The sequence below is a fragment of the Allobosea sp. genome, from assembly GCF_051860145.1.
Taxonomy (GTDB): domain Bacteria; phylum Pseudomonadota; class Alphaproteobacteria; order Rhizobiales; family Beijerinckiaceae; genus Allobosea.
Window position 1 is genome coordinate 1 of record NZ_JBHYEM010000010.1, and the last position, 19,208, is coordinate 19,208.

Genomic DNA, 19,208 nt, shown 5'->3' on the forward strand with positions numbered 1-19,208 from the left:
ATCACGGCAACTGGCAGGCGCTGCTCGACGACGAGCTGCGGCGCCCTCGCGAAGAGCGCGTCGATTTCGTCTCGATCGTCACGCCCACCGACACGCATTTCCCGATCGCGCAGGCCTTCGTCGAGGCCGGGTTCAACGTCATCTGCGACAAGCCGCTGGTGCAGCGCGCGGAGCAGGCCGACGCGTTGGTGCGCGCCGTTGCCGCGGGCAAAACGGTTTTTGGCGTCACCTATAACTACACCGGCTATCCGATGGTCAGGCAGGCGCGCGACATGGTGCGCGACGGCGTCATCGGCGCGGTGCGCAAGGTCGTCGTCGAATACAACCAGGGCTGGCTCGCCACCGCGCTGGAGCAGGACGGCCAGAAGCAGGCGAGCTGGCGCACGGACCCGGCCCGCAGCGGCATCGCCGGGGCGCTCGGCGATATCGGCTCGCATGCCGAGAATCTGGTCACGGCCGTCACCGGCCTCGAGATCGTCGAGCTGGTGGCCGATCTCAACGCCTTCGTGCCCGGCCGCACGCTCGACGACGACGCCAGCATCCTGCTGCGCTTCCAGGGCGGCGCGCGCGGCGTGCTCATCGCTTCGCAGGTCAATGCGGGCCTCGAGAACGATCTGCGCCTGCGTGTCTCGGGCAGCCTCGGCACGCTGGAATGGCGGCAGGAGCGCCCGAGCCGGCTGGTCCATTACCGGCTCGACGGCGCCAAGCTCGTGCTGACCCGCGGCTCGCCCTGGCTCAGCGCCTCGGCGCAACGGGCAAGCCGCATCCCCGCCGGCCATCCCGAAGGCTTCATCGAGGCCTTCGCCAATATCTATCGCGGCGTCTTCGCCGATATCCGGGCGAGGGCGTCAGGCCGCGCGGCCGATCCGCTCGACGCCGATTATCCGACTGTCGAGGATGGAGCGCGCGGCGTGCGCTTCATCGAGCGCGCGGTCGCATCCTCTCGCGAGGGGCGTTGGCTGGCTTTCGAGGAGCCGGCTCGCCGACTTGCGCCGACCCGTCGCGCGGGAAGTCAGTAGGGCGGCGACTTGCGCGCGCGTTGGGCCTTGGCCGCCTCGGTCCACCAGGCAAGGTCGTCGGCGAAGCGGCCGAAGGCCCGCTCCAGCGCCTTGCCGGCATCGCCGATGGGCTGGCCCTCGGCATCGAGCGTCGCCGAGATCGGGCCGACCGTCAGCGTGCTCGAGATCACCACCATCCCCATCTCCGACAGGGTCGCGTGCCAGGCGGAGTTGGACCGCGCGCCCGAGAGGCGGCCGGCCGAATAGCTCGCGATTGCCGCGGGCCGCCAGAACCATTCCTCGAGGAAATGGTCGGTGAGGTTCTTCAGGCCGGGCTGGATGCCCCAGTTATATTCGCCGGTCACGAACAGGAAGGCGTCGGCCTGGCGGATCTTCTCTGCCAGCGCCTCCATCGCCGGCGGCGCCTCGCCCCGCGGATATTCCTTGTACATGCGGTCGAGCATCGGTAGGCCGATCGCCTTGGCGTCGATCAGCTCGGCCGCGTCGCCCCGTTCCGACAATCGCTCGACGAGGTAGTCGGCGAGCCGGATCCCCATGCGGTCGGAGCGATAGGAGCCGTAGATAACGAGAATCCTGTGTGACATCTGGCCTTTGCTCCGCGCGTCGCGATCCTGTCAGGATGGCACGATTGGGCGCCGAGGCGAATGCCGCCTTGATGCCGCCAAAACCGTCGCGCTTCCTCCTGCCGCGATCGGTAAAATGAGGACGGAGATGGGCTACCAAACGCTGTTCATGGCTGCAGGCGCGGCCCTGCTGGCCGTGTCGTTCGCGGGTTCCGTCTCGCCCGTTTCAGCCCAGCAGGGCGAGGCGCCGAGCTGGTCCGAGGTCAAGTGCGAGCGCTACAAGAAGGCCTGGTCGACAGCGACCGAGCGGCGCGGCACGCGCGGGATCGGGCAGGAGTTTCTCCAACGCCACGAGGCCTTCCTCGCTTCCGGCTGCCTGGCGCAGGGCGACGTCTGCCCGCGCTCGAAGGAAGAGCTGGATCTCGCCAACATCATGGTCATCGCCGCGATGAATGCCGGCACCGCCAGCACCTTTCTGCCCTTTGCCTGCCGCAAGTAGCGCGGCGGCGTCTCAGCCTATCGCCGTGTCGCTGTCCTGCCTCAGCGCACCGCTCAGGAACTCGCTCAGGGCGCGGGACGCAGCGCTTTGACGGCCGGGCGCCAAATGAAGCGCGATCTCGGAGGCGGGCAGGGCAGGGAGCCCCTCAGCCGGACCGAGCAGGCGCAGTTGCGGATGGGCCGTGCCGGCCTTGACCACTGTCAGGGCCGCGCCGGAGGCCGCCATCGCCTCGACCGCGCCAATGCTGGAGCTGCTGAACAGCACGCGCCAGCTCAGGCCGGCCTCGCTCAGCGCCGCCAGCGCCCATTCCCGGTACATGTTCGGCGCCTTCAGCAGCGCCAGTGGAATCGGCTGCGCGAGGGCGAAATCGACGTCGCGGTGGTTTGAGCAGGCCCAGGCCGTGCGCTCGGTGCGCAGCACCTCGCCGCGGCCGTCGCCGGATTTCTGTGTCGCGAGGACGAGGTCGAACTCCTCGCCAAGGTTGTTCATCAGGTCGCGGGTGAAGCCCGTGGTGACTTCGAGCTCGACGTCCGGGTGCGAGCGCACGAAGCGGGCGAGCGCCTCGGGCAGCACGATGGTGGCGTAGTCGTCCATCACGGCGAGCCGCACCGGGCCGCTCACGCTCTGGGCATTGACGACGTCGAGCGCCTCGTCATGGAGCGCGACGATGCGGCGTGCATAGCCGAGGAAATCCTCGCCGGCGCGGGTGAGGACGACCTGGTGCGGCGAGCGCTGCAGCAGCGACTGGCCGGCGAGCTCCTCCAGCCGGCGGATCTGCGTCGAAATCGTCGACTGGCTGCGGAACAGGGCCGAGGCCGCGCGCGTGAAGCTGCGCATCTCGGCAATGGTCACGAAGCAGCGCAGGAGGTCGATGTCGATATTGCGGAGCACGGGCGGGCGTCTTTCCAAGTCCTGCCGCCGAGTGGCGACGCACCGTTATGCCAAGTCCTGCGACCCGCCTCCAGCGCCGGCTATGGGTGCCGCCGATCTTCGAAATCGAGGAATTCAATTTTGATTGCTTCGAAACTGCCGCTAGCCTCGCCCCCAATTGATAGAAGCGACATTTCCGGCTGAGAGACCCCGTAATGCCCAGACTGAGATCCGACACGACCACCAAGGGCCGCAACATGGCGGGCGCGCGCGGCCTCTGGCGCGCCACCGGCATGAAGGACTCAGATTTCGGCAAGCCGATCATCGCCGTGGTCAACTCCTTCACGCAGTTCGTGCCGGGCCATGTCCATCTCAAGGATCTCGGCCAGCTCGTCGCGCGCGAGATCGAGCAGGCCGGTGGCGTCGCCAAGGAATTCAACACCATCGCGGTCGATGACGGCATCGCCATGGGCCATGACGGCATGCTCTACAGCCTGCCGTCCCGCGAGATCATCGCCGACAGCGTCGAGTACATGGTCAATGCCCATTGCGCCGACGCGATGGTCTGCATCTCGAACTGCGACAAGATCACGCCCGGCATGCTGATGGCGGCGATGCGGCTCAACATCCCGGTCGTGTTCGTCTCGGGCGGGCCGATGGAGGCCGGCAAATACATTGCCGAGGGCGTGCTCAAGAAGGTCGACCTGGTCGACGCCATGGTCGCGGCCGCCGACAGCAAGCTCACCGATTCCGAAGTCGACGTGATCGAACGCTCGGCCTGCCCGACCTGCGGCTCCTGCTCGGGCATGTTCACCGCCAATTCGATGAACTGCCTGACCGAGGCTCTGGGCTTGGCGCTTCCGGGCAACGGCTCGACGCTCGCGACCCATGCCGACCGCAAGCGCCTCTTCGTCGAGGCCGGGCACCTGATCGTCGACATCGCCCGGCGCTGGTACGAGCAGGACGACGCCTCGGTGCTGCCGCGGAATGTCGCGAGCTTCAAGGCCTTCGAAAACGCGATGACGCTCGACATCTCGATGGGCGGCTCGACCAACACCGTGCTGCATCTGCTGGCCGCCGCGCATGAGGCCGAGATCGATTTCACCATGGCCGATATCGACCGGCTGTCGCGCAACGTGCCGGTGCTGTGCAAGGTCGCCCCTGCCGTTGCCAACGTCCATATGGAAGACGTCCATCGTGCCGGCGGCATCATGGCGATCCTCGGCGAGCTCGACCGCGCCGGGCTGATCGACACCTCGCTGCCGACCGTGCATAGCGCCAGCATGAGCGAGGCGCTGGAGCGCTGGGACATCAAGCAGACGCAAAGCGAGACAGTGCGCTCCTTCTACAGCGCTGCGCCGGGCGGTGTGCCGACGCAGACCGCCTTCAGCCAGGACCGGCGCTTCGAGGAGCTCGACCTCGATCGCGAGACCGGCGTCATCCGCGACAAGGCGCATGCCTATTCGCAGGATGGCGGGCTTGCCGTGCTCTACGGCAATATCGCGCTCGACGGCTGCATCGTGAAGACGGCCGGCGTCGACGCCTCGATCCTGACCTTCTCCGGCCAGGCCGTGATCTTCGAGAGCCAGGATGCGGCGGTCGAGGGCATTCTCAACAACAAGGTCAAGGCCGGCGAGATCGTCCTGATCCGCTATGAGGGGCCGCGCGGCGGGCCGGGCATGCAGGAAATGCTCTATCCGACCAGCTATCTGAAGTCGAAGGGCCTCGGAAAGCTTTGCGCGCTCGTTACAGACGGGCGCTTCTCGGGCGGCTCGTCCGGCCTCTCGATCGGCCATGTCTCGCCGGAAGCGGCGGAGGGCGGCGCGATTGGGCTGGTCGAGAGCGGCGACGTGATCGCGATCGACATCCCCAACCGCAGCATCTCGCTCCAGGTCTCGGACGAGGAACTGGCGCGCCGCCGCGTTGCGATGGACGCGAAGGGCAAGGACGGCTGGAAGCCGGCCGCCCCCCGCAAGCGCAAGATCACGACAGCGCTCAGGGCCTATGCGGCGACGACGACGAGCGCCGCCAAGGGGGCCGTGCGCGTCGTCGATTGACGGCGGCGCGAGATCGCGTTGCAGCTATGAGCGTGTCATCCCGGGCGGCCGAAGGCCGACCCGGGATCCATGCCTGAGTCTTCGAGGCCTGCGGTCCGGCATGGATCCCAGCTCTGCGCCGCTATGCGGCTTGGCCGGGATGACCTTGCTGCTTCAGGTTGAACGCGGCGTCCTTTAGATTCTTGCCGCCAGCATGCGCTCGACGAAGCCGTCGAGCGCCGTCTTGTCGATCCAGCGCAGCACCGCGACGAGGTCCTGCGCCGGGTCGATCCAGATGGCGTTGACCCCGGCGCCGAGCGCATAGACCGCGGTCGACGGCACGCCGGGCTTGGGCTCCGGCCCGCGGTTCAGCCACCAGAGGAAGCCGTAATTCGCCAGGGTGGGCGAGGAGGTCAGCATCTGCTCGATCCAGCGCGGCGAGAGGAGCTCGCGCCCAGCCCAGACGCCGCCTTGCGCCACGAGCAGGCCGAGCCTGGCATGGTCGCGCGCGCCGATGAAGAGCCCGCCGCCCCAATGGCCGCCGCCCGGCACGGACTGCATGCGCTTGCCGTCGATCTCGACATAGGAATTGCGGTAGCCCTGCCACTCCCAGTCGTGCGAGGCGCCGATCGGGTCCATGATCCGCTCGCGCAGCACCTCGGGCAGCGGCCGCCGGAAGCGGCGCAGCAGGCAATAGGCCAAGAGATTCACGCGCACGTCGTTGTACTCGTAGAAGCTGCCCGGCGGATGGAGCGAGCGGCGCTGCCCCTTGCGGCTGTTATCGGCGCCGGGACCGATCTGGCGGTTATGGTCGACCTGGTCGGACTTGCCAAAAATCTCGCCGCCCCACTCGCTGGATTGCTGCAGCAGGTGGCGCCAGGTGATCGCGCCATTATGGGCGCCCTCGAACCAGGGGCCGTCGACGCTTGCTGCGACAGGCTCGTCGAGGTCGCGGATCAGCCCGTCAGCGACGGCAAGGCCGGCGAGCACCGCGATATAGCTCTTGGCGATCGAGAAGGTCATGTCGGTGCGGCGTGTGTCGCCCCATTCGGCGACCAGCCGGCCGCCCTTCAGGATCAGGCCGGCCGGCCCGCCGCGCTCCCGGACTGGGCCGGCGATCTCGCTCCACGGCCCGCTCTCGTTCCATTCGACCAGCCCGACATAGCGCCCGTCCTCGTAATGCAGGCTGCGCGGCCAGGTGCTCTCCTGCGCCTTGGCGAAGGCGATGGCAGCCTCCAGGCGCGCGGCGTCGAACCCGGCTTTCGCCGGCGCGATGCTCTCCCAGTCGCTGCCATGGGCAGGGGGCGTATAGGTGTGGGCGGAGGTGGGCATGGGCGGTCCTCGCAGCGTCGGCACGTCGTCCAGAAGCGGTAGCATAGCCAGCACGAGGCGGCAGTGGCTTCAGGGATGATCGCGCCTGTCCGGCGCGCATCGCGGAGATAGCCGGCTAATGGATGGGGCCGGGACAATGTGAGGAAGCCGATATGACCGAGCCCAAGCGCGGCCCTGCCGGGCAACCCCCGCCGCGCAAGCGACAGCAGGCCCAGGCCGGGCTCGGGCGTGCCTGACGAGAACCCGCGCAAAGCGATGCCGACAGATGCGGCGCCCACGGGCGGCGAGCTCAAACCGTCCTGGTCGAGAAGCGTTCTCGATCCTGGCCGGCCGGTGAAGAAGGCCAAGTAAGCTAACCGAGCTGGAACTCCGTTATCGTCCCAGGCTCCGGCCGGCTGCTCTACTGTTGGCGAATGCGGCCGATAAAGCCGATATGGCGCTCGCTGTGATAGGTAACGGCGATGGTTACGGTGGCGCCATCATCGCAGATCAGTTCCATCTGGTCGAAAAATGCTGCGGGATCGATGGTCGACGTATCACAGACAAGGTTGCCCGCGCGGCCCACGCCATGTGTCGCGACCATCCGATAAGTCAAGGGAAGGCGACCGCCGGCCTTTGTGATCAATTCGCCCTTTCCAGCAAACACGTTGAACTCCTGCAACTGAACCAGCCTGGGTACGATCCGTGATGTCGCCCCGCCGCGGTTCCGACCGTAGACTTTATCGAGCCCGGGAACTAGCCGCGGCTACCGGGGCCCTTGGTGGTGCTCTCATAGGCCGCGATGGCGGCGCTGAGGCTGGCCAGCTCGAGGCCATAGGCCGTTCTCAGGGCGGAACCCTGGAGTTCGTCGAGGCGCTGACGGGCGCGGAGGTAATCGGCATGCGACGTGATGTTGAGCGTCGGCGCTTCGGGGTGAGGGAGTTCAGGCATGTCGCACCCTCCTGAAGAGGTCGCATTGAACCAGCAATTCAGTTCTACCGCATCAACATATGACAGGAAAATCAAATCATAGCGTAGCCGACCGGCCTCATTGGATCGTCTGATGCTTGATCTGCTCGGCGTTGGCCCTGACCAGGAAGGCTTCGAGCTTGGCGAGCGCGAAAGGGGAAAGGCGAAGATCGATGTCCTGGCGGGAGTTCGTCGTCAGGGTGACGATGGCGCCCTCGGTGGGGTCGGCGCTGACCACGATCTGCTTCACGTCGGTGACCTCGATATCGAGGTTCTCGATCTCGGCCATATTGCGATGCCCCTCAATTTGTCACTGCAGCCAGCGACGCTCTTCCCACAATTCGAGTTGCTCGGGGAGGAGCGCGAGCTCGCGCTCCTCCGCGCTGCCTTCGAGGCATCCGGCGAGTTCGTCGATCCGCTCGATCACGCGCTGGCAGCCGAGTTCGCATTCGATGAGGATGGCGCCGTCGCTCGGGGCTGCGAGCATGCTCATTCACCGTTTCTCCTTGCCGGCCTTCTCGCCCGCCAGGCTCTTCTTCAGCGCATCGAAGAGGTTGACGACGTTGTCGCCCTTCCGCTCGGCACCGTCCTTGAAATCGGGCCGGAGGCTGCCGCGCCGGCGCTTCTTCGAGGCGATGAGCTTCAGGAGGTGCTCCTGGACCGGATCCTTGACCATGTCGGGTGACCACGGCCTGGTCCGCTCCCCGATCAGTTTCTTGGCAAGCTGCAGCAGGTCGGAGGGCGGCTCTTCCTTGTCGATCGCGGCGACATAGTCCTTCTGGTCGCGCACCTCGTCGCCATAGCGCAGCGTCCAGGCGATGATGCCCCGCTCCCGAGGCTCCAGCATTACCGCCCGCTCGCGCCGATAGAGCACGACGCGCGAAATGCCGACCATCTTGCTGGCCGCCATGGCGTCGCGGATCACCGAGAACGCCTCTTCGCCGACCTCGTCGTTCGGCACGAGGAAATGCGGGCTGTCGAGATAGACCCAGGGAATCGAATCCCGTGCGACGAACATCTCGATATCGATGGTGCGGCTGCTCTCGAGCCCCACGTCCTGAAGCTCTTCATCCTCGAACAGGACGTAGTCCTCGTCGCCGCGCTCATAGCCCTTGACCTCTTCGCCCTCGTCGACGGGTTTGCCCGTGACGGAATCGACATAGCGGCTGACGACGCGGTGGCCCGTCGCTCGGTTCAGCGTGTGGAACCGGACCTTCTCGCTCTCGGATGTGGCCGGCATCATCGCGACCGGGCAGGTGACGAGCGAGAGCTTGAGATAGCCCTTCCAGAACGAACGCGGTGCCATCAACGCAACTCCGACGGGACTGCCGATTCAATGCGGTGGAACGCTTCCGGTTCCCGACGCGTTGAGTCCCGTTCGAGTTGCTTGGAGTGTGAGTGATGGCGGTGCCGCGGGTGAACTGGCGAGGCTACCTGAAGATCGGCGAGCTGAGCTGCCCCGTGGCGCTCTATACCGGCGCCTCGACCTCCGAGCGGATCTCGTTCCACACGATCAATCGCGAGACCGGCAACCGCGTCCGCCGGGAATTCATCGATCCTGGTACGGGAAAGCCCGTCGATCGCGAGGATCAGGTCAAGGGTTACGAGGTCGACGAGGACCGCTATGTGGTGCTCGAGCCGGAGGAGGTCGCCAAGGCCGTCCCGGAGAGCAACAAGACCCTGGCGGTCGGCGCTTTCGTCGCCTGTTCGGAGATCGACACGCTCTATTTCGACAAGCCCTATTACCTTGCGCCGTCCGGGCCGATGGCGAACGACGCATTTGCGGTCATTCGCGAGGCGATGCGCGAGATGAAGGTGGCGGCGCTGGCGCACGCGGTGCTGTTTCGCCGCTACCGGGGCGTGATGATCCGGGCGCAGGGGCTCGGGCTCGTCGCCCATACGCTGAACTTCGACTATGAGGTGCGCGCCGCATCAACGGCCTTCGAAGACATTCACAAGCTGAAGATCAAGGGCGAGATGCTCGATCTTGCCAAGCACATCATCGACACCAAGCGCGGCGAGTTCGATCCGGCCGCGTTCGATGACCGCTACGAGGCGGCCGTGACCGAGCTGGTCAAGGCCAAGCTCGAAGGCAAGCCGATCAAGCGCAGGAAGGCGCCCGCCGCGCCCAAGGTCGTCGACCTGATGGAAGCCTTGCGAGCGAGCGCCAGCAGGGCCCAGCCGGCGAAGCAAAGGACTGCGCGAAAGGCAGCCGTGCCGCAGCGCAAGGCGAGCTGAGCCTGATGCCTCGGCGCCGTGGCGGGGCAGGTTCATTCCGGATCGCGACCTTCAACGTCAACAACATCCGGCGCCGGCTGCCGAACCTGCTGTCCTGGCTCGCTCGGGCAAAGCCCGATGTCGTCTGCCTGCAGGAACTGAAGACCGCTCATCGCGAGTTTCCGGAAGCCGAGATCAGGGCCGCCGGCTATGGCGCGGTCTGGCGCGGCCAGAAGACCTGGAACGGCGTGGCGATCCTCGCCAGAAAAGCCGAGCCGGTGGTGACGCGGACCGAGCTCCCTGGCGATCCGAAAGACCAACAGGCCCGTTACATCGAGGCCGCGGTCAGCGGCGTCCTGGTCGCGTCGCTCTATCTCCCGAACGGCAACCCGCAGCCCGGTCCAAAGTTCGACTACAAGCTCGCCTGGTTCGACAGGCTGCACGCACATGCCGCCGGCCTGCTCGTGGCAGGCGTGCCCGTCATCCTCGCGGGCGACTACAACGTCGTTCCGACCGAGTTCGACATCTATCCGACGAAGTCATGGGACGACGATGCCCTGGTGCAGCCGGAAAGTCGTGCTGCCTATCGCCGCCTTGTCGATCAGGGTTGGACCGATGCCTTGCGCGCACTGCACCCGGACGAGCCGATGTATACCTTCTGGCATTACATGCGGCATCGCTGGGAGCGGAATGCCGGCCTGCGGCTCGATCATCTGCTGCTCAGCCCAGCGATCGCCGACAGGCTTGTCCGGGCGGGCGTCGATCGCGGCGTTCGCGGCGAAGCTGGAGCAAGCGATCATGCGCCCGCATGGATCGAGATCGAGCGAAGGAACCATTCCTGAGAGCGCATCGTGTGAACTGACAGCAGCGGGCCGGCCTTTCTCAATAGCCCGCATAGGGCCGCTCCTTGAGCAGATTGGCCAGGCGACCGGCGTTTCGGGCCAGCATCCGGCGGAACCAATCCGATCATGCGCCGTTAGCGACTTAAGTCGGCGAGGCGGCAGGCATGCCCGCCGGCCCGAACACGCGATCGCGCTGCCGCGCGTCCGGAGATTTGGCAATGAAGGCACTGTGTTTCGCCTTGTTATGTTCTGCGATGATTGCCGGAGGCGCTGCGGCGCAAAGTTCCACGGCCACGCCGAGACCGGCCCCGGATTCCGATCAGAACGCCCCTCTGCCCGGCGTCGGCACCCTGACGGAGGGGGAGGCCAGAACCCGTTTGCAGGCCGGCGGCTACACATCCGTCGACGAGCTCAAGGATGACGACAAGGGCGTCTGGACGGGTAAAGCGATGCATCACGGCCAACGGGTGACCGTCAGTATCGATCATGCCGGCACGATAAGCAGCAGCCGGTAGGTGCGCGGATGGGCGGCCCGGCGGACCCGGCGCGCGTTCCGGAAATCCATGCCGCCGCGAGAACGAAGTCGGCCGGAGCGCGTTGCTTGTCCAGACGAATGAAGGCGTGACCAAGACAATGCCAGAGGGCAAACGGGCTCTTCGATCGGCGTTCAAGCGAATCGAGCAGGAGGTGCCGGAGGGCGTCGGCTCGGCGATGCGCTGGCTGCGTCATCCGTCTTCGCGCTGGGTCAGGATCCCGGCGGGCATATTCCTCATCATCGGCGGCATCTTCTCGATCCTGCCCTTTCTCGGACTCTGGATGCTTCCGCTCGGCCTGATGCTGATAGCGGCTGACATCCCCTTTCTGCGCAAACCGATGGCACGCTTCGCGATTGCCAGCGTCAATCTCTGGTCGCGCCTGCGCGCGCGGTGGCGCCGGAAATGACCGGGCGCCATTCCGGAGCGGACGGAGAGATGGCGAGCGATGCGGCCTCTGGTCGCGCCTGCGCGCGCGGTGGCGCCGGAAATGACCGGGCGCCATTCCGGAGCGGACGGAGAGATGGCGAGCGATGCGGCCTCGATCTCCAGTTCCCGAGGGCACGGCGGAGCGCAGCCTCCGGCATCGGGCGGCTGCGTTGCGCCACAAGCTGGATTGGCCGCGGCGCTGTTCTCGCCCGGCACCAATTGCTGCACGGTCGTCGGCGCGTCCCACGCCTCCGTCCTGATCGATGGCGCGGAGTATTTTCGTCATCTCGAGGCGGCGCTTCGGCGCGCCCGGCGCTCGATCTTTATCCTCGGATGGGATTTTGACGGCCGGATCAGGTTGCGGCTCGATCAGGACGCCGATACCTCGCCGCCGCTCGGATATCTGCTTCGACACCTGGTCGAGCAGAATCCCGAACTTCAGGTCCATATCCTGGTCTGGAGCGTGTCCGTCCTGCATGGTCCCAGTGCTGTCGCTCCGGCCTTGCTGGGCAGCCCATGGGAAGACCATCCACGGATCCATATGAAGCTGGATACCCATCATCCCTTCTATGCTGCGCATCATCAGAAGATCGTCTGCATCGACGGCAGTCTCGCCTTCGCCGGCGGCATCGATCTGACGGTGCGTCGCTGGGATCGGAAGGATCATGCTCCAGCGGATCCTGTCCGCATCGATCTCGACGGTGCGATCTATCCGCCGGTGCATGACATTCAGATCGCCGTCGATGGCGAGGCTGCCCGGACGCTGTGCGAGATGGCTGCCGGCCGCTGGCTCCGGGCGACCGGTATTTCGCTGAACACCGCCGCAAGCGGCGCCGAGCCTGTCTGGCCGCCGAATCTGCGGCCCGATTTCCGTGATGTCGAGGTGGCGATTGCGCGGACGGAGCCGGCCTATGCCGGGCGGGCCGAGGCCTGCGAGGCCGGCGCGCTGACGCTCGACATGATCGCTGCGGCTCGACGCTCGATCTATATCGAGGCGCAGTACATGACCGCCTCGACGGTCGGCGACGCCTTGGCCGCGAAGCTGGCCGAACCGGACGGGCCCGACATCGTCGTCATCATGACGCGCAAGTCGAAGGGGTTGATCGAGCGCTTCGCGATGTCGAGCAATCGCGATCGTCTGATACGCCGGCTGGCGCGGGTCGACCGCTTCAAGCGGCTGCGGGTTCTCTATCCGGTGGTGCCCGGCGGGACGAATGCAGCGCAGGTCGTCGTGCATGCCAAGCTGATCATCATCGACGACAAGCTGCTTCGTGTCGGCTCTTCAAACCTGAATAACAGATCGATCGGCCTCGACACCGAATGCGACCTGGCGATCGAGGCGCGGACTCAGGCGGATCGGCGCGCCATCGACGCGATCCGTAACCGTCTCTTGGCGGAGCATCTCGATTGCAGCGAAGCAGTCGTCGCTGATGCGCAGGCGGCAGAGGGAGGCCTGATCGCTGCAATCGACCGGTTGAACGTCAAGGCGCGTGGCCTGCGGCCGTTCGCAGCCATGACCGGTTCGGGTCCGACGCGACCCATCATGGGAACCTTCGTCCTCGACCCGAGCAGGCCGTTCCGCTTTTCGTTCCGGTCATTGAGATCGCGTTCCCGCACGTTTCGTTCGTCGAAGCCATAATTCCGAGGCTGCCAGCATGATGCCGCCGATCAGCAGGGGCACGAGAAAATAGACGAACCGGAAGATGATCAGACCGCCGATGATCTGCGAGCCCGGCAGGAGGAGCGTGACCACCGCCTCGATGACGCCGAGGCCGCCGGGAACATGCGAGACCAGTGCGGCAATGTTTGCGAGAACATAGGCGGAGGCGACATCGGGATAAGAGACGCTCGCGATCGCAGCCAATGATTGATGCAGACAGGCAGCAACCAGGGCGAAATTCAGCGGCCCGACAAGCATTTGAGCGACAGCGAGGGATGGCGTCGGCAGCTGGAAGCTCCAGCCCCAGATCCGGAGCTCGCGGCGCAGGAAAACGCAGACGGCAAGATATCCGGCGAGGCAAAGCGCGATCGTCGCCGCGAGCATCAGCACGACGGGCTGCGGCAGCCCGGTGGCGCGCATGGCGAGATCCTGGCGGGCGACCAAGGCGACTGCAGCGAGAACCGCGAGTCCGATCCCGACCGTCGCTGCACAGAACAGGATGACTTTGGCGACGTCACCAGCGCTCAGCCCCCAGCGTGAGTAGTAGCGATAGCGGATCGCCCCGCTGCTCAGCGCCGCGAATCCGAGATTATGGCCGAGCGATAAAGCGACGAAGGAGGCCAGCGCCGATCGCGGATAGGGCAGGGGTTTCTGCGCATAGCGCAACGCGAGAAAGTCGAAGGAGGTCAGGCAGGCATAGCTCCCGGCGGCGAATATCAGCGCCAAGACGACGGACCCAATTGCGGCCGAACGGATTTGCGCCGCCAACTCGTCCAGGCTGTATTCCCGCAAGGTCCGATAGAGCAGGAACGCCGCCAGCCCGATCACGACGATCGCCAGGAGCGGTTTCAACCGCGCGAGACGGCGTTGGATTCCCCGGCTGCGCCGTCGGTCGTGCGATCCATCGTTCAAAGGACAGGCACCGCTTGCCGGTCGCTGCTCACCGCTTCCGCCGAGCCATCGAGCTCGAGTTCGGCGACGAGCGGCAGGTGATCCGAAGCGACACGCGCCTCCTGCGAGCGCCAGACGCCGGCCTGGCGGATACCGATATCGGCAGAGACGAAGACATGGTCGATGCGCAGCAGGGGGCGCCATGACGGAAACGTGGGGGCAGGGCGCCGGGCCGCTCTTGCCTGCGCATCGCGCATATGCGCCGCGAAGCGGCGATAGACGCCGCCTCCCGGCAGCGAATTGAGATCGCCGGCGAAAATGCACCGCGCCCGACAATCGGGATGGCCGAGCCAATCCTCGCTGAGCAGGGCCGCGGCCTGGGCGCGCCGTTCCCACCGACCCAGTCCGAAATGGGTGTTGACGACCTGGATTGGAACGCCGTCGAGCTCGAGCTCGACCCAAAGTGCCCCGCGTGGCTCGGAGCGACGTAAGACGCCGCCCTCCGGGAGGAATCCGAACTTCCGCAGCCGGGAGGGCGCTCGCGTCAGGATCGCGTCGCCATAAAGCTCGTCCTCGATCTGCAGGGCCGGATGAAAATGGACCGAACCGAGGCCGAGGCAATCGCCGATGACCCTTGCCTGGTCGACTCCGCCGCTGCGCAGGCGCCTCACGTCGAGTTCCTGCAGCGCCACGATGTCGGCATCGCATTCGGCGATGACCCTGGCGATCCGCTCGGGCGAAAGCACGCCGTCGGTGCCGAGGCAGCGGCGGACATTATAGGTCACGAGCCTGATATGGGCGGGGGTGATGGCATATCCTCGGTTGCGGCTTCCTCTCCTTAATTCTCAATGCCGCCATAGGTTCAGAGTCGGGTCATTTTGACGGCAGCTCGCAGGTCTGGCCGAAGTCCCGGTCGTCGTGTCCGATATTCCCGCGACGAGGGTGGCGAGCATGACATGACGGAGGGCCCAGCAGTTTGTGCTGGATTGACAAGTCGCGCGGCGGGCGCATTATGTCATGGTCGATTGTCAGCAATCGACCATGACATAATCAAAAGGGGAATTCCCGTGGCTCGCACAAACCTCCTGAATTCGATGTTGGCCGCCTGTGGCGCGGTCTTTTGCTTCGCTGCCACGCAGTCACAAGCCCAGTGCCTGCCCGCGCCGCCCAGCCTCGTCGAAGCCGGCTATCTGACCGTTGGGACCTCGCTCACGGCTCCGCCGATGGGCTTCATGAACGATGACAAGCCTTCCGGCTTCGACCCCGAGTTCATCACGGCGGTCGCCGAGAAGATGTGCCTCAAGACCAGGATCGTGAACGTCACCTTCCAGGGCCTGTTTCCCGGGCTGATCGCGAAGAAGTTCGACGTCATCGCCTCGCAGATCGGCATCACCGATCCCCGCAAGGAGATGTTCGATTTCATTCCCGTCTTCGTCGGCGGTCTGCGCCTCGTCACGCAGAAGGACAGCGGCCTCAAATTCCAGACCGAGAGCGATGTTTGCGGCCACGCTGCGAGCATCGTCGCCGGCTCCACGCAGATGGCAGCGCTGGAACGGGTCAAAAGCGACTGCCCTGCAGGCAAGCCGATGACGCTCAAGGTGTTCACGAACCAGAGCGAAGCGCTGAACGAAGTGAACAAGGGCACGGTCAACGTGGCCTATGTCGACTGGCCCGTGGCGGCCTATCTGATCCAGCAGCGTCCCAAGGATTTCGTCGAAGCGAGCCCGGTACTCAGCGGGAAGGGGCCAAACACCGAGCGCAACCGCAACGGCATCGTGATCCGCAAGAACGAGCGCGCGACGCAGGACGCGGTCGCCGTGGCCGTGAAGGCGGCGATGAGCGGGGGCGCCTATGACGACATCCTGAAGCGCTGGAATCTCGCCGACGGCGATATCCGCAAGGTGAACTGAGGCGAAACGCCCCGAACCGAGGAAGGCTGGGATGCGCTTCGATCTCGATTATTTCCTGAGCTTGCTGTTCTCGACGCGCTTTTTCGAGCCGGCCGCCATCGTGATCATCGTGGCCGCGACGGCCATGGTGATCGGCGTCCTGATCGGGATGGTGGGCGGGATCGTCCTGAACTCGCCCGTACCGCTGCTGCAAAGGCTCGTGCGGCTCTACGTCACCACGATACGCGGCGTGCCGGTCCTGGTTCAGATCGTCTTCTGGTACAACGGACTGCCGGCCCTCACCGGAGGCGCGATCAACCTCTCCGCCTATGCGGCCGGCATCATCGCGCTCGGCGTCAACGAAGGCGCCTATATGACCGAGATCGTCCGGTCGGGCATTCAGTCCGTCGACCGGGGGCAGCGCGAGGCCTCGCAGGCGCTCAGCCTGAGCTACCGTTCCATGATGATGAAGGTCATCCTGCCCCAGGCGTTCCGCATCGCCATTCCGCCGACGGGCAATCAGGCCGTCAACCTCATCAAGAACACCTCGCTTCTGTTCACGATCGCCATTCCCGAGATCTTCGCGACCGGCACCAACCTGTTCAGCGCGAATTTCAAGTATTTCGAGGTCATCGCCGTCGTCGCGATCTGGTATCTGCTGCTCGCCATCGCATACGGCTTCGTCCAGCGCGCACTGGAACACCGCTTCGCCAAGGGCCGGCGCGGCCTCTATGATCTGGCTGCGGCATGATCTGCTCGCTTGGATTCAAGGAAAGCACGGACACCATGAGCCTGACCGCACTCAAGCGACAGCCCGCCGAGCAACTGGCGACGGAGGCGCTGAAGGAGTCCATTCTCGCCGGGGAGCTGAAGCCCGGCGAGCGGCTCACCGAGGCGGCCCTGGCCGACCAGTTCGCCGTCTCGCGCGGCACGGTCCGGACCGCGCTGCACCAGCTCAGCCGCGACCGCCTCGTGGTTCTGACGCCCTATACGGGCTGGGCGGTCGCCACCATCGACCGGCAGGATCTCTGGGAGATCTATACGCTGCGGAGCAGTCTGGAACGCTTGGCCGCGCGGCTGGCAGCCGAGCGGATGAACGATGATGGCCGGGCGCGGCTGGCCGGCGTCCGGGACGTGTTCTTCGCTGCTTGCGAGCGAGCCGACGTCGCAACGGCCGTCGATCATGACTTTTCACTGCACCGGACCATCGTCGAGCTGTCGGGCAATCGACGGCTGCTCGACCAGTATCTGATGGTCGAGCAGCAAATCCGGCTGTTCATCAACTCGACCTATGCCTCTGCGCCGAACCTGTCGGTCGCCATCGCCCACCATTCGCCGATCGTCGACGCGATCCTCGCGGGCGACGGCGAGGCAGCGGCTGGTCACAGCGAACACCACATCTTGAGTGAGGGCGAGCGCGTGCTCGCATTGGTGGCGACCGATGGAGGCTGAAACCGCAACCGGGATTTCCGAACGCGAAGCGGTCATCGCGCTCGCCGGGTTGAACAAGTGGTTCGGCGCCGTGCATGTCCTCAAGGATGTGTCCCTCACCGTCGGCAAGGGCGAGAAGGTCGTGATCTGCGGCCCTTCCGGCTCCGGCAAGTCGACCCTGATCCGCTGCATCAACGGGCTGGAACGGCACCAGGGTGGGCAGATCAGCGTCGAAGGCGTCGAGCTCGGGCCGAAGACCCTGTCCCGGGTCAGGCGAGAGGTCGGCATGGTCTTCCAGTCGTTCAACCTGTTTCCGCACCTCATCATCAAGGAAAACTGCATGCTCGCGCCGATGGAGGCGCGCGGACTATCCAGAAAGGATGCCGAGGAGCGCAGCATGGATTATCTGCGGCGCGTCCACATCGCCGAGCATGCGCATAAATATCCGGCGCAGCTGTCGGGAGGTCAGCAGCAGCGCGCGGCGATCGCCCGCGCACTGTGCATGCAGCCGCGGATCATGCTGTTCGACGAGCCGACCTCGGCGCTCGACCCGGAGATGATCTCGGAAGTGCTCGACACCATGATCGAACTGGCCGCGTCCGGCATGACGATGGTCTGCGTGACGCACGAGATGGGATTTGCGCAAAAGGTCGCCGACCGGATGGTGTTCATGGATCAGGGCGCCATCGCGGAAGTCGGACCGCCTGAACGACTCTTCCATTCGCCCTCGTCCGAGCGGCTCGCGCTGTTCCTAAGACGCATCCTCACCCACTGACGGTTTCACATTCGGCGGAAGGCCAGCAGTGCCATGTGCGATGGCGCTGTCGGGAAATCTTTGCCTCAAGCGGAAAGGACATTTCCTTGCTCACGATCGACAACATGCGTGTGTTCAACATCCGGGGCGGCGGGCTGCATCCCGTGCTCGTCGAGCTTTCGACGAAGGACGGGCTTCGCGGCTATGGCGAGGCCGCCGTGGCCTACGGCCTCGGTGCGAACGCGGCGGCAGGCATGCTCAGCGACCTCGCCCACAAGGTCGTCGGCACGGACGCGACCTACCCGCGCAACATCTGGCACGAGATCTACGACAACTCCTTCTGGACCAAGGGCGGCGGCGCGATCGTTTTCGCGGCGCTCAGCGCCATCGACCAGGCGCTGTGGGACATCAAGGCGCAATCGCTCGGGGTTCCGGTCTACGAGCTGTTCGGCGCGAAGTTCGAAACCTCGCTCGAAGTTTATGCGAATGGCTGGAACGGCGCGCATGACGACGCGCTGGAATGGGCCAAGGCCGCTGAGCGTCCGCTGAAGGACGGCTACACCATCCTGAAATGCTATCCGCTCGCGACCCGCCAGGAGGGCGGTACGCTGCGGCATGTCCAGCGCCGAGCCCTGAGCACGGAAGCGTTCAAGCGCGCGATCGATCGCGTGCGCAACCTCAGGAAGGTCGTCGGCCCCGATATCGGCCTGATGTTCGACCTGAGTGGAGGCCTCAACAACGACCAGCTGATCCGCTTCATGGACGTTTGCGGCGAACTCGACGTGACCTGGGTCGAGGAGCCGGTCGACCCCTTCAACCTGCAGGGGCTGCGGAACCTGGCAGGCCGCTGGTCGATCCCGATCGCAGCCGGCGAGCGCGTCTATACGAGGCAGGGTTTCCGCAACCTGCTCGAGACCGGAGGCGTGGACATCGTGATGCCGGATGTCGGCAATTGCGGCGGCATCTTCGAAGCCGTGCAGATCGCGGCGATGGCCGAGAGCTACAACGTCCGCGTCTCGCCGCACAACTGCGCCAGCTCGCTTTGCACGGCTGCAACCGTTCAGGTCTGGGCCGCCTCGGCGATCGGCATGCCGCTCGAGACCTATCCGTATTTCCCGGATGCGAACGACTACGTCCAGGTCCTCGCCAACCCGCCGGAAAAGGCGGTCGTGAACGGTCGCCTCGCTGTACCGACCGATCCCGGTATCGGCGCCCGGATCGATGCGGAAGCGATTGCGCCATTCCGCTGCTTCGATTTCCGGGCGGACACCTAGCCTGCGTCGAAACGCAGCGCT

At 65.5% G+C, this 19,208-nt stretch carries 23 protein-coding genes; 13 read left to right on the forward strand and 10 right to left on the reverse strand.

All coding sequences use genetic code 11. From position 1 onward, the window contains the following. On the forward strand, positions 1-1,019 hold a 1,019-nt coding region (locus ACTIF2_RS16865; RefSeq protein ID WP_439498255.1), incomplete at its 5' end, for a Gfo/Idh/MocA family protein. Here ACTIF2_RS16865 and ACTIF2_RS16870 read toward each other — a convergent pair. After that, positions 1,013-1,603 carry an NADPH-dependent FMN reductase gene (locus ACTIF2_RS16870; RefSeq protein WP_439498256.1) on the reverse strand — a complete coding sequence of 197 codons (591 nt, stop codon included), beginning with the start codon at positions 1,601-1,603 and terminating at the stop codon, positions 1,013-1,015. The genes ACTIF2_RS16865 and ACTIF2_RS16870 overlap by 7 nt on opposite strands. Before the next feature lie 127 nt (positions 1,604-1,730). Between ACTIF2_RS16870 and ACTIF2_RS16875 the strand changes: the two genes are divergently transcribed. Next, positions 1,731-2,081 carry a hypothetical protein gene (locus ACTIF2_RS16875; RefSeq protein WP_439498257.1) on the forward strand — a complete coding sequence of 117 codons (351 nt, stop codon included), beginning with the start codon at positions 1,731-1,733 and terminating at the stop codon, positions 2,079-2,081. A 12-nt stretch (positions 2,082-2,093) separates the two neighbouring features. On the opposite strand, the gene ACTIF2_RS16880 is transcribed toward ACTIF2_RS16875, so the two are convergent. Then, a complete protein-coding gene (locus tag ACTIF2_RS16880) occupies positions 2,094-2,972 on the reverse strand; it encodes a LysR substrate-binding domain-containing protein (RefSeq protein ID WP_439498258.1) in 879 nt (292 codons plus the stop codon). A gap of 194 nt (positions 2,973-3,166) precedes the next feature. Between ACTIF2_RS16880 and ilvD the strand changes: the two genes are divergently transcribed. Next, positions 3,167-5,008: a dihydroxy-acid dehydratase gene (ilvD, locus tag ACTIF2_RS16885; protein WP_439498259.1), complete on the forward strand. Its 1,842-nt coding sequence runs from the start codon at positions 3,167-3,169 to the stop codon at positions 5,006-5,008. A gap of 174 nt (positions 5,009-5,182) precedes the next feature. Here the strand turns inward: ilvD and ACTIF2_RS16890 are convergent, their stop codons facing one another. The 6 genes from ACTIF2_RS16890 to ku (ACTIF2_RS16915) form a co-directional block, all read right to left on the reverse strand. After that, positions 5,183-6,319, reverse strand: coding sequence for a serine hydrolase domain-containing protein (locus ACTIF2_RS16890; protein WP_439498260.1), 1,137 nt, complete (start codon positions 6,317-6,319; stop codon positions 5,183-5,185). A gap of 400 nt (positions 6,320-6,719) precedes the next feature. After that, entirely contained in the window at positions 6,720-6,980 is a 261-nt protein-coding gene (locus ACTIF2_RS16895; protein ID WP_439498261.1) for a hypothetical protein, read from the reverse strand. Between the two features lie 74 nt (positions 6,981-7,054). Further along, positions 7,055-7,249 carry a hypothetical protein gene (locus ACTIF2_RS16900; protein ID WP_439498262.1) on the reverse strand — a complete coding sequence of 65 codons (195 nt, stop codon included), beginning with the start codon at positions 7,247-7,249 and terminating at the stop codon, positions 7,055-7,057. 97 nt (positions 7,250-7,346) lie between these two features. Further along, complete coding sequence (locus tag ACTIF2_RS16905; RefSeq protein ID WP_439498263.1) at positions 7,347-7,556, reverse strand: hypothetical protein; 210 nt, start codon at positions 7,554-7,556, stop codon at positions 7,347-7,349. A gap of 21 nt (positions 7,557-7,577) precedes the next feature. Beyond that, positions 7,578-7,754 carry a hypothetical protein gene (locus tag ACTIF2_RS16910; protein ID WP_439498264.1) on the reverse strand — a complete coding sequence of 59 codons (177 nt, stop codon included), beginning with the start codon at positions 7,752-7,754 and terminating at the stop codon, positions 7,578-7,580. Between the two features lie 6 nt (positions 7,755-7,760). Then, positions 7,761-8,573 carry a non-homologous end joining protein Ku gene (gene ku, locus ACTIF2_RS16915; protein WP_439498265.1) on the reverse strand — a complete coding sequence of 271 codons (813 nt, stop codon included), beginning with the start codon at positions 8,571-8,573 and terminating at the stop codon, positions 7,761-7,763. Between the two features lie 95 nt (positions 8,574-8,668). On the opposite strand from ku (ACTIF2_RS16915), the gene ku (ACTIF2_RS16920) reads away from it, so the two are divergent. From ku (ACTIF2_RS16920) to ACTIF2_RS16940, 5 genes are all read left to right on the forward strand, one after another. After that, positions 8,669-9,505 carry a non-homologous end joining protein Ku gene (gene ku / locus ACTIF2_RS16920; protein WP_439498266.1) on the forward strand — a complete coding sequence of 279 codons (837 nt, stop codon included), beginning with the start codon at positions 8,669-8,671 and terminating at the stop codon, positions 9,503-9,505. Positions 9,506-9,510: 5 nt separating this feature from the next. Next, a complete protein-coding gene (locus ACTIF2_RS16925; RefSeq protein WP_439498267.1) occupies positions 9,511-10,326 on the forward strand; it encodes an exodeoxyribonuclease III in 816 nt (271 codons plus the stop codon). A gap of 164 nt (positions 10,327-10,490) precedes the next feature. Then, positions 10,491-10,841, forward strand: a complete 351-nt coding sequence (locus ACTIF2_RS16930) for a PepSY domain-containing protein (protein ID WP_439498268.1) — start codon at positions 10,491-10,493, stop codon at positions 10,839-10,841. Between the two features lie 82 nt (positions 10,842-10,923). Then, on the forward strand, positions 10,924-11,268 hold the full coding sequence (locus ACTIF2_RS16935; RefSeq protein WP_439498269.1) for a hypothetical protein: 345 nt from the start codon (positions 10,924-10,926) through the stop codon (positions 11,266-11,268). A 39-nt stretch (positions 11,269-11,307) separates the two neighbouring features. Then, complete coding sequence (locus ACTIF2_RS16940) at positions 11,308-12,927, forward strand: phospholipase D-like domain-containing protein (RefSeq protein WP_439498270.1); 1,620 nt, start codon at positions 11,308-11,310, stop codon at positions 12,925-12,927. On the opposite strand, the gene ACTIF2_RS16945 is transcribed toward ACTIF2_RS16940, so the two are convergent. Continuing rightward, positions 12,883-13,800, reverse strand: coding sequence for a lysylphosphatidylglycerol synthase domain-containing protein (locus ACTIF2_RS16945; RefSeq protein WP_439498271.1), 918 nt, complete (start codon positions 13,798-13,800; stop codon positions 12,883-12,885). The genes ACTIF2_RS16940 and ACTIF2_RS16945 overlap by 45 nt on opposite strands. Positions 13,801-13,856: 56 nt before the next feature. After that, the gene (locus tag ACTIF2_RS16950) at positions 13,857-14,624 is read right to left on the reverse strand and encodes an endonuclease/exonuclease/phosphatase family protein (protein ID WP_439498272.1); all 768 of its coding nucleotides are present in this window, start codon (positions 14,622-14,624) and stop codon (positions 13,857-13,859) included. 171 nt (positions 14,625-14,795) lie between these two features. On the opposite strand from ACTIF2_RS16950, the gene ACTIF2_RS16955 reads away from it, so the two are divergent. The 5 genes from ACTIF2_RS16955 to ACTIF2_RS16975 all read left to right on the forward strand — a co-directional run bounded on the left by ACTIF2_RS16955 (position 14,796) and on the right by ACTIF2_RS16975 (position 19,187). Next, complete coding sequence (locus tag ACTIF2_RS16955) at positions 14,796-15,749, forward strand: transporter substrate-binding domain-containing protein (protein ID WP_439498273.1); 954 nt, start codon at positions 14,796-14,798, stop codon at positions 15,747-15,749. A 31-nt stretch (positions 15,750-15,780) separates the two neighbouring features. Continuing rightward, positions 15,781-16,479: an amino acid ABC transporter permease gene (locus ACTIF2_RS16960; protein ID WP_439498274.1), complete on the forward strand. Its 699-nt coding sequence runs from the start codon at positions 15,781-15,783 to the stop codon at positions 16,477-16,479. Positions 16,480-16,514: 35 nt separating this feature from the next. Further along, positions 16,515-17,180 carry a GntR family transcriptional regulator gene (locus ACTIF2_RS16965; RefSeq protein WP_439498275.1) on the forward strand — a complete coding sequence of 222 codons (666 nt, stop codon included), beginning with the start codon at positions 16,515-16,517 and terminating at the stop codon, positions 17,178-17,180. Next, positions 17,170-17,934, forward strand: a complete 765-nt coding sequence (locus ACTIF2_RS16970) for an amino acid ABC transporter ATP-binding protein (RefSeq protein WP_439498276.1) — start codon at positions 17,170-17,172, stop codon at positions 17,932-17,934. The genes ACTIF2_RS16965 and ACTIF2_RS16970 overlap by 11 nt, the downstream gene beginning before the upstream one ends. Before the next feature lie 86 nt (positions 17,935-18,020). After that, a complete protein-coding gene (locus ACTIF2_RS16975) occupies positions 18,021-19,187 on the forward strand; it encodes a mandelate racemase/muconate lactonizing enzyme family protein (protein ID WP_439498277.1) in 1,167 nt (388 codons plus the stop codon). Positions 19,188-19,208 lie beyond the last annotated feature (21 nt).

Excerpts from the sequence above, each read along its gene's own strand:
- ACTIF2_RS16870 (WP_439498256.1), bottom strand. The coding sequence starts at position 1,603 with ATGTCACACAGGATTCTCGTTATCTACGGCTCCTATCGCTCCGACCGC.
- ACTIF2_RS16875 (WP_439498257.1), top strand. The coding sequence starts at position 1,731 with ATGGGCTACCAAACGCTGTTCATGGCTGCAGGCGCGGCCCTGCTGGCC.
- ilvD (WP_439498259.1), top strand. The coding sequence starts at position 3,167 with ATGCCCAGACTGAGATCCGACACGACCACCAAGGGCCGCAACATGGCG.
- ACTIF2_RS16890 (WP_439498260.1), bottom strand. The coding sequence starts at position 6,319 with ATGCCCACCTCCGCCCACACCTATACGCCCCCTGCCCATGGCAGCGAC.
- ACTIF2_RS16900 (WP_439498262.1), bottom strand. The coding sequence starts at position 7,249 with ATGCCTGAACTCCCTCACCCCGAAGCGCCGACGCTCAACATCACGTCG.
- ACTIF2_RS16905 (WP_439498263.1), bottom strand. The coding sequence starts at position 7,556 with ATGGCCGAGATCGAGAACCTCGATATCGAGGTCACCGACGTGAAGCAG.
- ACTIF2_RS16910 (WP_439498264.1), bottom strand. The coding sequence starts at position 7,754 with ATGCTCGCAGCCCCGAGCGACGGCGCCATCCTCATCGAATGCGAACTC.
- ku (WP_439498265.1), bottom strand. The coding sequence starts at position 8,573 with ATGGCACCGCGTTCGTTCTGGAAGGGCTATCTCAAGCTCTCGCTCGTC.
- ku (WP_439498266.1), top strand. The coding sequence starts at position 8,669 with ATGGCGGTGCCGCGGGTGAACTGGCGAGGCTACCTGAAGATCGGCGAG.
- ACTIF2_RS16925 (WP_439498267.1), top strand. The coding sequence starts at position 9,511 with ATGCCTCGGCGCCGTGGCGGGGCAGGTTCATTCCGGATCGCGACCTTC.
- ACTIF2_RS16930 (WP_439498268.1), top strand. The coding sequence starts at position 10,491 with ATGCCCGCCGGCCCGAACACGCGATCGCGCTGCCGCGCGTCCGGAGAT.
- ACTIF2_RS16940 (WP_439498270.1), top strand. The coding sequence starts at position 11,308 with ATGCGGCCTCTGGTCGCGCCTGCGCGCGCGGTGGCGCCGGAAATGACC.
- ACTIF2_RS16955 (WP_439498273.1), top strand. The coding sequence starts at position 14,796 with ATGACGGAGGGCCCAGCAGTTTGTGCTGGATTGACAAGTCGCGCGGCG.
- ACTIF2_RS16960 (WP_439498274.1), top strand. The coding sequence starts at position 15,781 with ATGCGCTTCGATCTCGATTATTTCCTGAGCTTGCTGTTCTCGACGCGC.
- ACTIF2_RS16965 (WP_439498275.1), top strand. The coding sequence starts at position 16,515 with ATGAGCCTGACCGCACTCAAGCGACAGCCCGCCGAGCAACTGGCGACG.
- ACTIF2_RS16970 (WP_439498276.1), top strand. The coding sequence starts at position 17,170 with ATGGAGGCTGAAACCGCAACCGGGATTTCCGAACGCGAAGCGGTCATC.